At 55.1% G+C, this 12,979-nt stretch carries 13 protein-coding genes and 1 pseudogene; 6 read left to right on the forward strand and 8 right to left on the reverse strand.

What is annotated here, in order from left to right; genetic code table 11:
* Nucleotides 1-230: 230 nt before the first annotated feature.
* Both ACPOL_RS15325 and ACPOL_RS15330 read right to left on the reverse strand, forming a co-directional pair.
* Nucleotides 231-461 carry a phage terminase large subunit family protein gene (locus tag ACPOL_RS15325; RefSeq protein ID WP_414633374.1) on the reverse strand — a complete coding sequence of 77 codons (231 nt, stop codon included), beginning with the start codon at nucleotides 459-461 and terminating at the stop codon, nucleotides 231-233.
* A gap of 240 nt (nucleotides 462-701) precedes the next feature.
* The gene (locus ACPOL_RS15330) at nucleotides 702-974 is read right to left on the reverse strand and encodes a hypothetical protein (protein ID WP_114207821.1); all 273 of its coding nucleotides are present in this window, start codon (nucleotides 972-974) and stop codon (nucleotides 702-704) included.
* A 100-nt stretch (nucleotides 975-1,074) separates the two neighbouring features.
* Between ACPOL_RS15330 and ACPOL_RS15335 the strand changes: the two genes are divergently transcribed.
* The gene (locus ACPOL_RS15335) at nucleotides 1,075-1,500 is read left to right on the forward strand and encodes a hypothetical protein (RefSeq protein WP_236656814.1); all 426 of its coding nucleotides are present in this window, start codon (nucleotides 1,075-1,077) and stop codon (nucleotides 1,498-1,500) included.
* Between the two features lie 176 nt (nucleotides 1,501-1,676).
* Here ACPOL_RS15335 and ACPOL_RS15340 read toward each other — a convergent pair whose 3' ends face one another.
* From ACPOL_RS15340 to ACPOL_RS15355, 5 genes and pseudogenes are all read right to left on the reverse strand, one after another.
* Nucleotides 1,677-2,513, reverse strand: coding sequence for an RAD55 family ATPase (locus ACPOL_RS15340; protein WP_414633375.1), 837 nt, complete (start codon nucleotides 2,511-2,513; stop codon nucleotides 1,677-1,679).
* A pseudogene (locus ACPOL_RS34830) lies at nucleotides 2,514-3,185 on the reverse strand (RAD55 family ATPase); the annotation flags it as partial.
* On the reverse strand, nucleotides 3,182-3,637 hold the full coding sequence (locus ACPOL_RS15345; protein WP_150133019.1) for a hypothetical protein: 456 nt from the start codon (nucleotides 3,635-3,637) through the stop codon (nucleotides 3,182-3,184). The gene ACPOL_RS15345 and the pseudogene ACPOL_RS34830, both read right to left, overlap by 4 nt.
* A 150-nt stretch (nucleotides 3,638-3,787) precedes the next feature.
* Nucleotides 3,788-4,387, reverse strand: a complete 600-nt coding sequence (locus tag ACPOL_RS15350) for a hypothetical protein (RefSeq protein WP_150133020.1) — start codon at nucleotides 4,385-4,387, stop codon at nucleotides 3,788-3,790.
* 730 nt (nucleotides 4,388-5,117) lie between these two features.
* Nucleotides 5,118-5,441: a hypothetical protein gene (locus ACPOL_RS15355; protein WP_114207825.1), complete on the reverse strand. Its 324-nt coding sequence runs from the start codon at nucleotides 5,439-5,441 to the stop codon at nucleotides 5,118-5,120.
* Between the two features lie 143 nt (nucleotides 5,442-5,584).
* Between ACPOL_RS15355 and ACPOL_RS15360 the strand changes: the two genes are divergently transcribed.
* The 5 genes from ACPOL_RS15360 (at nucleotide 5,585) to ACPOL_RS36300 (ending at nucleotide 10,913) form a co-directional block, all read left to right on the forward strand.
* Complete coding sequence (locus tag ACPOL_RS15360; RefSeq protein ID WP_114207826.1) at nucleotides 5,585-6,094, forward strand: hypothetical protein; 510 nt, start codon at nucleotides 5,585-5,587, stop codon at nucleotides 6,092-6,094.
* Between the two features lie 106 nt (nucleotides 6,095-6,200).
* The gene (locus tag ACPOL_RS15365; protein WP_114207827.1) at nucleotides 6,201-6,527 is read left to right on the forward strand and encodes an MFS transporter; all 327 of its coding nucleotides are present in this window, start codon (nucleotides 6,201-6,203) and stop codon (nucleotides 6,525-6,527) included.
* Nucleotides 6,528-6,942: 415 nt separating this feature from the next.
* Nucleotides 6,943-8,397, forward strand: a complete 1,455-nt coding sequence (locus tag ACPOL_RS33590) for a class I SAM-dependent methyltransferase (RefSeq protein WP_161557381.1) — start codon at nucleotides 6,943-6,945, stop codon at nucleotides 8,395-8,397.
* An 85-nt stretch (nucleotides 8,398-8,482) separates the two neighbouring features.
* Nucleotides 8,483-10,084 (forward strand): sulfatase-like hydrolase/transferase, encoded by a 1,602-nt coding sequence (locus ACPOL_RS15380; RefSeq protein ID WP_161557382.1) that lies wholly within the window; start codon nucleotides 8,483-8,485, stop codon nucleotides 10,082-10,084.
* A gap of 622 nt (nucleotides 10,085-10,706) precedes the next feature.
* Nucleotides 10,707-10,913: a transposase gene (locus ACPOL_RS36300; RefSeq protein WP_414633301.1), complete on the forward strand. Its 207-nt coding sequence runs from the start codon at nucleotides 10,707-10,709 to the stop codon at nucleotides 10,911-10,913.
* Between the two features lie 468 nt (nucleotides 10,914-11,381).
* On the opposite strand, the gene ACPOL_RS15390 is transcribed toward ACPOL_RS36300, so the two are convergent.
* A complete protein-coding gene (locus tag ACPOL_RS15390; RefSeq protein ID WP_114207831.1) occupies nucleotides 11,382-12,974 on the reverse strand; it encodes a tachylectin-related carbohydrate-binding protein in 1,593 nt (530 codons plus the stop codon).
* Nucleotides 12,975-12,979: the final 5 nt, after the last annotated feature.

Consider the following 12,979-nt stretch of genomic DNA (forward strand, 5'->3'; position numbering starts at 1 on the left):
GACTCTCCACGAAGGCATTCGCTGGCTCTCCGAGAACACATACACCGGAGCGCCAAATTGGCTCCCGCACTGGCCACAACGGTAGCTCACAAACAGCTTCTGGATGAAGGTTGAGCCGCATGGATCACACTGCGGGACCAAGTCCGGTAAGGGCGGGGCCGGTTTCGATAAGCCCAGCCACTCCGTCTGGTCCTCGTGCGACGCGCTAGCCAGCTGCTTCATGGCTTCGATCAGACCTTACTGCATTCGACCAGAGGGCTTGCAGCATGAGCTCGGGACAGCTTGTCAGTGTCGACCTTGATCGGCCGGACCGCAAAGCGGGTGCTTTGCTTGATCTCCTGCAGAATTGACTGGCCTGATGCTTTGTCTTCGATCAGGATGATTCCAGGTTTCCACTCTGCAGCCAAGATTGCCACTTGGCGCTTTAACTCAGGGAAATTCAACCCGTTTCTTGTAACGATGAAGGAGGTAAAAGCCGTCTTGAGCTTCTCCCCTGGAGATACCCAAACTCAAACGAGTGATTCAAAGCTGGGACACGGCATATAAGTTGGGCACAGAGAACGATTACACGAACGCTTCCACCTGGCCGACTGATAACAATATGGAAATGACCATGCGCCACAGCTTCCATCCTCTTGAGAATGGCGATCTGGCTTTCAGGATGCTGATGCACGCGTACGCGATCGCATCCTGATCTTCCATCAGTCGCAGCGGTGTACCTCGCGGCCGCGCTCCGTCGTCTCGAGGATCCACGTGGTAACGCACTTCGAGCAAATGCCTGATTCGGATTCTGACGCATGTTGTTCGTCCCTCTCGACTTCAGGGGTCACCTTTGGACGAATCTCTTTCTTGCCCTGCAGGACATTGGCAAATACCTCGCCTATGGGTATATAGGATTCTGCGTGCTCTCTTCTGTAGACCTCTTCCTCGCGGGCGATTGCGGCTTGCTGCAGAGAACGTTTTCGGCTTGTCATCTTCGCCAAGAGCCAATCACCGATTGCTCGTCTCTCTACGGGCTTGGGGAAGAAAATTCCGACACGCGTATGCGCCGCCTCGTAATCCGATAAATGCGATTTGTCTCCTCGAAGCCATCCAGGGAAGGCGACAGAACGATATGGCTTGGACGGAGAGGCCGGCTATCTGAATGGGCACTCGCTCCCTTATCAGATCAATCCTGAAAAGCCGATGGGATCCAGGAAGACAAGTTGGATTGCAGGGAGGAAGGTCGCCGGCGAGACACTCTATCCAGGCGAAGGAAGGGCGCTGGTCTGCCGAACCCATGACCTTAGACACACGGCGATATCTCGAATGCTCGACGCGATTCCGCCGATCGCAAAGGTCGCCAAGATCGTCGGATGGTCGCCGAGCGCCATGGTAAAGATGGCAGCACGGTACGGCCACTTCAGCACCGATGAGTTGAGAGGGGCGATGGAAACAATCAGTCGCTCCAGGGCCGGGGGAGAATACCGGGGACGTTGGATTGATTGGCTCCTCAGGTAGGACTCGAACCTACAACCCTTCGGTTAACAGAAGAAAGGAGCTCAATTGATGTCTGTTGCTACTGAGATATGCTGAGTTATATAAATCATTGATTTACGTCGGGATTACGGCTCCCTCGACTGATGCTGATTACTCCTGATATGTGCTTAGGGTCCCCGCTAAATCCCCCACAGTTTTCAGGCCGCCGGGTTCGGGGTGGGGGGTGTCTCCTCCGTCGAGTTGGGGCGGTTTGATCGAATGGGAATTCCGCTAATAAGGCCCTGATATTCTGTGAGGCGTTTGCCGAGAATCACCACGCCCCTGGACGTGATCTCGTACTCGCGAATATCCTTGGCGTGATTTCCACCCCGCATCTTGATTACCACCATGATCTTGCGCAGTTGACCATCGATGGATACGTACCGCAGTCGAATGATGTCATCAGTGAGGAAAGAAATTGAATAGGTGCTGAAGGGGAATTCCGTGAAAGACTCATCCACTTCAACTGTGCTTAGAATCGTTACCCCGATCCCAGTCAAAGCGAAGATCATACGGTAAAGCGATTCGCGAAAGTCGGCGCGGAAGCCGGGCGACAGAGCCATTTCAAAGCCGGCAAGGGAATCGATTACCAGACGCTTGGCGCCGATCTTCCGCACCGCATCGAGAATCGAGTGCATGGTTTCATCTACAGAGAGATCCAGGGGGCGCAAATAGAGGATTGTCAGTTTCCCGTCTTTCTGCGGCGTCTCCAGATCCAATCCCAGACTGGCGGCCCGCTCCACATATGCTTGGGGGCGCTCTTCGAAGACCGCCACAATTCCCGGTTCTCCCTGCCGTATGCCCTCCGAAATGAATTGGGTTGCGAGGACAGATTTCCCGGTACCCGAAGAACCTGCTACGAGGACGCTGTCGCCTTCGCGCACGCCACCATCCAGCATCGCGTCCAGTTCCGGAACCCCGAAGGAGAGGCGCCGATCGCCGGGCGGATTCCTCTTGCGCGCGGTCAACCCAAAGGTGCGTGAGAAGGCCTGCACCCCGGCATCGGTTATCCGAAAGGTGTGCAGTCCTGGCACGGAATCCTGACCGCGCAGTTTGATGATCTGCAACTTCCGCACAATTGAATTGCGCTCCGGCGTTTGGCGCAGCCAGAACAGACCATCGGCCACGGTGAAGATGGGATTGTCGCGTAGCTCCTCCTCCGCGTATTCACCAATTAGGAAGGTTGTAGCTTGCCAGCTAGCCAGATAAAGGGCCAGCCGTTGGATGAAGGATTGCAGGTCCATGTCGCTTTCCGGCTTCCGCACCATGGTCCGGAACTAGTCTACAACCACGACGGCGGGGTTAGACTTTTCAACTTCCTTGGTAATCTCCTCCAGGACCGCGCCCAGGTCCTTCTCCAGGACAACCTGACTCAGGTTGATAAAGCGAATGGAGCCGGGCAGCATGGCCGGATCGAAGAACGTGTACTGCTGCTGGTATCGCAGCATTTTTATGGCTGATTCGCCTAGTACCGTGAAATAGAGGGCAGGACGTTCAGGGGTGGCGTTGGCAAAGACGAACTGGTGTGCCAGCGTCGTCTTCCCGCTTCCGGGTGCACCCGCGATGATGTTGAATGAAAATTCCGGGAGACCACCACCCACAATCTGGTCGAGGCCCGGAACTCCGGTGGGTAGTTGGTTGATCTTCACTTTGTCTTGGGTATTCACGCTTTTCTCCCGTTCTCGGAATTGCAATCGTCAAGGGCTGTGTCGGGCCAGGTAACCCGGAGAAGGCTTAACGTTAGAGCTTCGCCCAGGAAGATTAGCAGCAAACCGAGCAGGCGGGAGATGAGAATGATTCCTCCCCCGCCAGCCGCACACTCGGCAGCCCGATCCCTGTCGGTGTCTATTTGATGTTCAATCTCGCTTAGGCCCTCTAATGCTCCATCGGCGGAGATCCGAGCTGCAGCAAGACTGGGAGCTTCCATCCTGGCCAACGCCAAGGCACGAGAAGCCAGCGACTGAAAACCCGCAATTCCAGCGAACTCACCGAGGCCCTGGCGCAGCTTTTCATAGACGCGAAGGGTCGGAGACGCGCTTGGCTCGGAGGTCTCGCCCGCACCGGCTTCATACATGAGAAGTCGATGGGCTAAGTCTCGCATTTCTGGGGTAGCCGTCATGTTTAACCAAGCATCGTTCAAATGAGCAGATTGCAATTGCCGTTACACGCTTTGTTAGAGGATCAGGCGGCAATTCTGTCCTTTGGCGAGCGCCCTAGCGGGTGTGATCTTCGACATCCAGAGTCGCGTTGGGGTAGCGCCGGCAGAATCTCAATTCATGTAGCGATCGGTTTGTAGGTCAGGCAACTCGTCCTGGGGACCGCCAGCTTTGCTTCGGATAAGAGTGAAAACGTCGAGAACCGCGGCAATACTGCGAATGTTCCCCGCAACACTCACCAGCCCATCTTCCATGCCTGCATGCTTATCCGCCAGGGTTTCAATACGTGCGCTCACCTTCCGCAGCCGGTCAATCTCCACCAGAAGGTCGTTGAATGCCGCAGCTATTGCTGGTCCGTCGGACTCAAAGTTTGTCGTGGCCGACTCTGTCCCCAGGTCGACCTGAAGGCGTAAATCCTCGATCAAACCTAGCGTTGTTGCCTCGCCAAGGAAGGTCAGAAAGAGCCCGAGCAGCTGCGCAATCAGAATCATTCCGGCTTCGCCATCATCCGCCTCCCCGTGGCCTTCAATCTCGCCGAGACCGCTCAATCCTCCATTCGCCGTTACCTGCACGGTGTTGAGGTCAGGGGACTCCGATCTTGCCAGAGCCAAGGCACGAGAAGCGAGCGCCTGAAAACCATCAACGCCGACGGTTGCGCTGAGTTGCCGGCGCAGCCTCTCATAAACGCGCACGGTGGCGGGTTCAAATTGCAAAATGGATGCACCTGTATCGGCCTCGCAAGCAACGAGGCTGCGGGCCAAATCACGCGTTTTTTGTGGAGAAGGCATCGTTTCGGTTCTTTGTTTACAAGCTACGTTCGCCTTGAGCATAAAGCATTATCCCGACACGGTTCATCGTACTCAATTCAACGTGTTGCAATCCAAAGATAATTGAAACATTTCTGAAGGATGAGCAAACTTGAACGGGTTGTCCCGCTGCCGGGGAATCCGTAGGGTGCAAGGACTGCTCGTTTGAAGGGAGAAGGTCCAGCTTGACCCCGACTGCAACGGATGATTACCCACCTCCTCCTTTACTAAAATGCTTTTTATACCCCCCGCGCAACCCTCACCAATCACCCCTCACGGGCCGCAACAGTAAGTAGGCCTTCTAAGGTTGAACTTGAAAAGCCACGATTCGATGCCGCCGCTTTCCTTGCGAACGCCGGCGTGGGGAGAAGAATCATCCGATTGGGGCCGAAGAAAGCGCTCCTTTCGCAGGGAGAACCCGTGGACTCGCTCTTTTGTCTTCAGAATGGTCGCGCAAAGGTCACTGTAGTTTCTCCAGCGGAATGCTACTCCTCTTTGCCTCCCTCCCCTCTATCAGGAGATGGCAGCGGATTTGCAATTGTTTGTTGTTGAAGGACTGGCGAACGTCACCGCTAGTGAACCATATCTCCACGGTTCTAGATGGGACGACGGCGTCGAATTGCATCGGCGATGTCTGTCAGCATTCGATTGTGCCGGAGAGGGTTCCGAGATGGTTGAGCAGGTCTGCCTTAACCAAGGTGACGCCGGGGTCCTTGAGGTCAAAGCGAACCGGCATGTCTTCGATCATGGTGCTCCGTCCATTTACCGTGATCGAAACATGCTCAGCGATCGCGGCTATCAGGTCGCGTTTGGTCTGCTCCGCGATGTGCTTTGCGCTCTCGGCGGTATAGGCCTCTACTCTGGCGAGGTCTTCCTTGCTCGGCGCCTTCCAAGCGAAGTAAGCCGCGATGATCGCAGCGACCATGGCCACGCCAGCGACAATGAAGTTTGCAATGTCCATGCGGGTAAGATTATCCCATGGCCACCGATCTGGACGCTTCCCAAACGCATGCACAGGACGCCCTGAACCTTGGCAACCCTCGCAAGATCTAGCCACTTGTGGCGGAGCGGATTAGGGGACTCCGGCCCTGATATCGTTTTGGAATGTACGATACGTCGCTACCATCGACCCCAGAGCCGTGGATTACCCATGCGAACTTCTTGATTTCCGCCATACTGCTGATTCCCGCCATTGGGAATTTCCTCATGGCCATCGCCAAGGAACGAGGAAAGGCAGCAAGGGCTGCGAGAATCGTCAAAGACAACAAAATGCGAGCTGACGTCTTGCAGGCGATGCTCTCGATCAGAGAAAAGGTCCTTCAGGGGGATCAGTTGGCCGAAGCAAAGGCAGACGCTCTCGGCAAGGTAGAGGGTATCGAACGACAAATGAGAAATGGTCTATCCGCAAACGCGACTAAGAACTTCTCCGTGCCTGTGATAGGAGTGCCAAAATGGAGGGTCACATTGGCTCTGTATAAGCCGGTCACCGAGGACCGAGCGAAAAGCATAATCATGCGCGTGGTGTTTCTTTATAGCCTTCTGGTTTTGTTTGCGGCAATGTTCATGGCGATATTCTCGTCGCACCCATCGACGATCTCGGCATTCTGGTACTGAACGTCGGTTCAACGGAGCGTTCGGAAAGGCTGCCTATGGCTGGCTTGGCGCGCGCCTTGGTCTTCTCACAACCGTACTAACGACTGAGGTTGGCACGACGGCAGCCATGTTGACGGTGCTAGCCTTGCATCTTGGACCCACCTTGGGGTTGCTGCCGATCTTGGGAGTAATGCTCAACGGTACGTCTTCCGTGCTGTACGGGACCGTCCCTGAACTTATAACCACTAAACGACTCGAGCGAGCCTTCGCGATTTTCTACACGGGCATTCTTGGCTCAAGCGCGCTTTCTCCTGTGCTTTACGGATGGCTCGCTGATGCGGCAGGGCAGGTCAGGGCCACCGCCGCAGCCGCCATAACGGCCCTCGCAGTCGTACCGCTCATGCTCCTCTTGTCACCCCGGCTGGCACGATCCGCGAACCCCCAGAACCCTTAAGATCTCCGCCGAATGTTTAGACCATTGCTGGGCCGCACCATTAAGGAAGGTGAGCGTCTGCGAAGGAAGGTGAGCGTCTGCGCTTGTGCATCGGGACCCGCAGGTGCGCAACCGGACCCATTTAAGTACCGCTAAGCAAAGGCCGTTGCATTGGCGCAGACCGCTTCACCATCAAAATCTGCTTGCAATCAGGCGACAGACCATACATAGTGACCTTTATAAGAAAAGCGTCTAAGAACATATTGGAAAGGAACTTTGTTGCGACAGATACTCCAGGCTGTAATGTTTTCTCTGCTCGGGCTACAGATCGTAGCCATCCTCTGTGCAACTTCCCAACCCGCATATGCATACGTTGACCCGGGTTCCGGACTGCTTGCATTTCAAATGATTGGCACTACATTTGCAGGAGTGATCTTTGTCATTCGCAAGCGGCTTCGGCGTCTGTTACAAACCAGATTCTCGCGGGCTAAGGTTGAGCGCGTTGTACCCAAATGAGCCCCCTCCGGAAAGCTCCGCAGGAACCTTCCGCGATCCTGCAGGTCGACTTTATGAGCATGATGGACGCATTTTGCGCGAGGTCTACGCCCACTGTGCGCCATTGGTGCTGGCGCAGCTCCAATCGCCGCTTGTACAACGCTGGATTGAACAACGCCGCATGGTTGCGACGCGGGTGCTGTCCTTTGAACCCGGCAGATCGGCTTTCCTTGAGCATGACCGTATCTTCTTTCCTTCCTATCCCTGGGAGTGGACTCCTGGCCAATGGATGGAGTCGGCTTCGCTCACACTCGAACTCTGCCAAGAAGCGATCGCCGGCGGTTTGATTCTTAAAGATGCGACGCCACTGAACATTCTTTTCTCCGGTCCGGTCCCAATGCTGGTGGATGTGCTGTCACTTGAAGAGCGCGATCCACAGAACCCGCTTTGGATTGCCTACGGACAGTTCGTAAGGACCTTCCTGCTGCCGCTTTGCGCATACGTTTATCTCGGGTGGCCTTTGTCCGCCACACTGCAGCGTCGCGATGGATACGAGCCGTACGACTTAGCTCCCTTTCTCCCTCGACTCGGTCGTTGGCGTAATCCCCTCCGCTCCCTGGTCACCCTCCCATGCCTGCTGGAGAGAAATGCCAACGCTGGGCGCCCCCAGAAGCAAGTCTCTGGGGAGCTATCAACGTTCGCCCTTCACCGCCTGCTGCGCTCCACGCGCAAGTTACTGCTAGCTTTGACTCCTGTGCCGCGCTCCTCGCGATGGAGTGCTTACACTGAGACAGCTTCGCACTACAGTTTCTCCGATGATGGCGCGAAGCAGGCATTTGTCCGTAGGTCGCTCGACCGCATCCAGCCCGCCCGCGTTCTCGATGTGGGCGCCAATACCGGTGAATATTCGCGCATCGCGGCCGCGAGTGGCGCCGATGTAGTGGCTTGGGACACTGACGTACAAGCTGCCGATTTGAATTGGCAAACTGCGCGTCGCGACAGCTTGCGCATTCTTCCCATCGTTGCCGACTTTGCTCGACCTACCCCAGCGGTTGGTTGGCAAAATCGCGAGTGTCCCAGCCTGCTCGACAGGGCCAAAGGTCGATTCGACTGTGTCCTAATGTTGGGCATACTGCATCATCTTCTACTTGCCGACCAGATTCCGCTTCATGCCATCCTTGAACAGCTCTCAGGTCTTACCAAGCGCTGGGCGATTCTCGAATGGATACCGAAAGAGGACTCGCAATTTGATGGGTTATGCCGTGGGCGCCAGGAACTCTATGCCCACTTGGATGAAGGGTTCTTCATTAAGACACTGTCCAGCAGATTCTCGTTGCGCGATCGTTGTCACCTCCCGAATGGCCGCACGCTGTGGCTGCTGGAGGCGACCGCTTGAACAAACGACGATATTGGAAGGAGTTGGCTTGGTGTTGTTCTTCGCACAGAACAGGACGAGCCATACACCCTGTGGCTCATCAAAAATGAACAAGAAAGTAGAAATACCTGCCGTCGCATTAGGCGCGACGACCATCTTTCTCACGTGGATTTTGGGTCCTCTGCTTTCGGGAGGGCATGACGCGATTTATCGTTGGAATGGTTCCGCTTCGACGCTCTTCGTTCCTGCCGCGCTGGACTTCTCCTTGTTTTGGCTTGTGTTGACTTGTTTTCTTCTGATTGCGTGCAAGCGCGGTCGATTGCGTGTGGCTATATGGTCGGGAATTCTGCTGTTTACGCCGTGGATTGAGATCAAGAATTGGAGTAGCCTCTCGGGGAACACACCTTCCCCAGCCTTGACTCGCACATTACTTGGCGCGGCGATCTTGGGCCTCGCACTTTTGGTATTGCTTTGGCGTCCGTCGTTCGAGATCTGGTTTGAGCGCATTGTGCACTTTGCGTCTGTGCTCCTTGTTTTCGCAGCGGTGCTTGGGGTCTTCTTCCTGGTTGAACTCGGCTGGTTTGGCTGGCAAGCGCGCGCCTTGGATGTCCGGCGGACCATCGATGATTCAGAAATCCGTCATTCTCACTCCGTCGCTCAGAGCGGAGCTGCAAGGCTGCCGAAGGTAGTTTGGATCATCTTCGATGAGCTCTCTTATCGCCAAGTATATGAGCATCGTTTTCCAGGAGTGAAGCTACCGGCATTCGATCGAATTGGCAAACAATCTTCAGTGTTTACCGATGTCATCCCTGCGGGCCTATCAACCGCCCAAGTTATTCCCACTCTTATGACGGGTGTACTTCTGGATAAGATTCGTTCGTCGCCCGACGGCCAATTATCGGTGCATCATCAAGCCTCAGGGGAGTGGAAGCGTTTCAACGAGCATGACACTGTTTTTCAAGATGCGATATACGACGGCTATGGCACTGCTGTAGCGGGCTGGTACAACCCTTACTGCCGCATTTTGCCGGAGGTTTTAGACCAATGCTTCTGGACCTATAACCGGGCGGCGCCCAATGGAATTCTACCGAATCGGACCGCATTCGCAAATTTGTTAGGCCCGTTGCATTATGCAACTGAAGCGGGCAGGACGAAGGAAGAGCTGACCGCCGGGTATGACATCTCGGACTACCGAGAGATTCTTAATGCGGCGGATCGGATGCTCGGCGATCCTTCGATGAGCCTCGTACTCATACACTTGCCTGTTCCGCACCCTCCGGGAAAGTACAATCGACATACGAACCAATTCACAACGACAAACTCAACCTACATCGATAATTTAGCGCTTGCCGACGAATGCCTCGACCACATTCAGTCCGAGCTTGAGCAATCCGGCCATTGGGATTCGTCTAGTGTACTCATTATGGGAGATCATTCCTGGCGTACGATTCTTGAGCATTCGTTGACAAAGGAGGAGCTGGAGGCCAGCGATGGTGGGCACTTTGATACGCGCCCGTTCTATTTAGTTAAATTGCCCTACCAAGTGACCGGAATCACGATTGATACACCTTTCGCCACCGTGAATACGCGCAGGCTTCTGGATCGCCTTCTCACACACAGCCTGTCATCTCCTGAGGACCTGCATAACTGGACGCAACATCTCCAGCCAGCCAAGATCGGGGAATACCAAGGGACAGTTCTTCCATAACGCGAAGTAAGACGGGTGATTGGCTATTTCGTCTGCTAAATGATTAGGTGTTCATCTGCGGAGTGCTCTTCAGAGTCTTTGGTAAACAGCGGATAGAATTCGGGCAAAGCCCGTTCACCTAGGTCGGAGTTACGTACCTACCAAACGTGAAGCTAGCCATAACTCAGACATTGTCTTATTCCCTTTGTCTGTGAAGACCCTTGTAGCTGATTGTCGCGGACACGCTGGCTATTTAGGTGGATTTAGCTCACTTACCCGAGACTAAGAACACCATTCAGTTGGCTTTCACGGGACGTATTTCGTTGACGATAGGCCGTCCAATCTCTTCAGGGAACGCGTTCAACACGAGCAAACATCTAGCTAAGCCTCATGTTTGCTGGTAAAATTCAAAGAGATATAAGTTTGTATGCGTATGAGTGACCAGCCGGATTTCCCACGGAGAAGAAAGTACCTAAACGGTCACTTGCTACACATGTTCCTCGGCTGGATGGAGGAGCGAGCCGCCGAACGGGTGAGGAGTCGCCGTGCCAATTGCCCCTGGTGACAATATCTGGAATGACCGCGCTCACGGAGGTGGTTGTTTCGGCCAAGTCCATGCGCGCTTTCCAGCCGCAAAGCCCGTTTGAGTCGCAGATCACGCTTTGAAGATGCTAGGCAACTCATGGGTTACAGCGGCATTGTGCCCAGTGAGGACTCCAGCGGCGAGCGAACGCAACGCGGGGGTATCACCAAGACGGGCAACGCACACTTGAGACGCATCGCAGTCGAAGCGGCCTGGAGCGACAGGCTCCGACCATGCGTCGGACCGGCGTTGCTCCAGCGGCAATAGGGAGTTGCGGAAGAGATCAAGGAGACAGCCTGGAAGGCACAACACCGGCGGCACAAGCGCTACTGCAAGCTGGCAGCGACCCGAAAGGATCAGAGAAGTCTCTATGCGACAGGCTTAGCCGGACTCGCGACACTAGTCAGAGGCAGCTCCCGACGGATCAAGATTATGCGGTTTCGACGCGCAAATATCAGACTGATCAATCGTCGCTCAAACACGCTTCGACTGCTGCTTGCCCTGTCCTCGAGAAACAGCAAAAGCAACCGCAACGACAAAAAACAACCCACCGATTCGCAGGGATGGACAGGGTCACTCCATATTGGTGATTTGTCACGCATTGAGAAAGGCTGATCGCGCGAAAGATCAAATGTCCGAGAAACCGGTGGTTCGGACATTTGATCTTTTAAGACCCGGCTACTTGCGAATAGCTTTTGGTGTATGCTCGCAGCTGCCATCGCAAGGTACTGTGGATTAGGCATAGACAGCGTAGATGCGATCCTGGAAGAGCTCATTCGTGCCGGTAAAGAGGAACTTGAAATCCGTCCACCCGCCGAAGCCAACGGTAGTCGGAGCCGAGACGTTGCCGGGGAGTCCATTATCGGTGTAGGAAAGCAGTTGACCCTGGTCGTTTACTGCGTAGATACGGTCTTGTCCAAGTTGGTTCTTGCCGGCGAAGAGGAACTTGAACTGCAACCATCCGTCAAAGCCAACGATGACTGGTGCCGAGACATTCCCGGTATTTCCGTTATCGGTGTAGCAAAGCAGTTGACCTTGGTCGTTCACCGCGTAAATGCGGCCTTGCCCGGTTGCGTTTCTGCCGCCGAAGAGAAACTTGAACTGCAACCATCCGCCAAAGCCAACAATCGCTGGAGATGACACATTGCCGATAGATGCGGCGTCCCCATAGGAGAGCAGTTGGCCCTGATCATTTACCGCGTAGATGCGGCCTTGCCCGTCTGTGTTCCAGCCTCCAAAGAGGAACTTGAACTGCAACCATCCGCCAAAGCCAACGACGACTGGAGACGACACATTGCCGATGGTTCCGGCATCTGCGTAGGCGAGCAGTTGACCCTGCCCGTCCACCGCGTAGATGCGGCTCTGGCCGTAGATGTTTTGACCGCCGAAGAGGAGCATGAAGGCCGACCATCCCGCAAAGCCGACGCCTACCGGGTTGGCTACAGCGCCGGGAAGATTGGGATCTCCATAGGAGAGCAACTGGGGGACGTAGACGCTCTGACTCACGGTTGCGCCTGAGGCGGGCGTGATCTCCCGATAGATGGTGTTGGAGGATTCCCCGGTAGGAGTCTGACGGACGCTGGAGCACTGTGTGCTCGCGGCCTGAACTGCAAGTGCACCCTGGGATATGGAGTAGGTCAGAGTTCCAGCGCCGGACGAAAAGGTGCACGGCAAGCCGGGCGCAGAGACGAGGTCGGCCTGAAAGCCGTAGATCGGAAAGAGGGCGTAATCTGCCGGTTCAGACTGGCCGGCGTAGTTCTTCCACGGCTGGGTGCTGGCTGATTGAACCTTACCGCCTGGATCGGTGATGCTGAAGGTCGCCCCGGTCACGTTTCCGTTGCTGTCGGTCGGGAGTTTGATTGTGATCACTGAGCCCGCAACCACCGTATTCGAAGCCGTGGAGCCAACAACAGTGCCGGTTATGGAGGAGTTGGGAAAGACTGGGAGCCATGGACTCGTATTCGCAGGGTTCGGCGTGTACCTTGGGGGCCACCGTATTTCGGGAGGGTTGTTATTCGGCCCCGCTGTTCGATAGGACTGTGCGCTGGCCCAGTATTGAATTTCAAAGGTGACCTGGTTGTTGGCCACGATGATGAGATATTGAAACCAGTTAAGCTGGCCAACGATTTTTCCCGGGAAGGTTGTGTCCTGGGTTGAATTCGGGGTTATCGCTGTAGGCTGCGGATAGGAATTCAACTGCAGTGAGAATCCCTTGTTGTTCACCTCGATCAAATCCTCGGTGACCTGCAGGGTTACCGTCAGATTCTCGAGATTTTTGCAACCGTTCACCAGAATACTGTTGTTGCTGCCGCCGCCCGCGAAGCCCATATTTG

The organism is Acidisarcina polymorpha, assembly GCF_003330725.1.
GTDB lineage: Bacteria > Acidobacteriota > Terriglobia > Terriglobales > Acidobacteriaceae > Acidisarcina > Acidisarcina polymorpha.

Excerpts from the sequence above, each read along its gene's own strand:
- ACPOL_RS15390 (WP_114207831.1), bottom strand. The coding sequence starts at position 12,974 with ATGGGCTTCGCGGGCGGCGGCAGCAACAACAGTATTCTGGTGAACGGT.
- ACPOL_RS15345 (WP_150133019.1), bottom strand. The coding sequence starts at position 3,637 with ATGACGGCTACCCCAGAAATGCGAGACTTAGCCCATCGACTTCTCATG.
- ACPOL_RS15365 (WP_114207827.1), top strand. The coding sequence starts at position 6,201 with ATGTTGACGGTGCTAGCCTTGCATCTTGGACCCACCTTGGGGTTGCTG.
- ACPOL_RS15360 (WP_114207826.1), top strand. The coding sequence starts at position 5,585 with ATGTACGATACGTCGCTACCATCGACCCCAGAGCCGTGGATTACCCAT.
- ACPOL_RS15330 (WP_114207821.1), bottom strand. The coding sequence starts at position 974 with ATGACAAGCCGAAAACGTTCTCTGCAGCAAGCCGCAATCGCCCGCGAG.
- ACPOL_RS15380 (WP_161557382.1), top strand. The coding sequence starts at position 8,483 with ATGAACAAGAAAGTAGAAATACCTGCCGTCGCATTAGGCGCGACGACC.
- ACPOL_RS15355 (WP_114207825.1), bottom strand. The coding sequence starts at position 5,441 with ATGGACATTGCAAACTTCATTGTCGCTGGCGTGGCCATGGTCGCTGCG.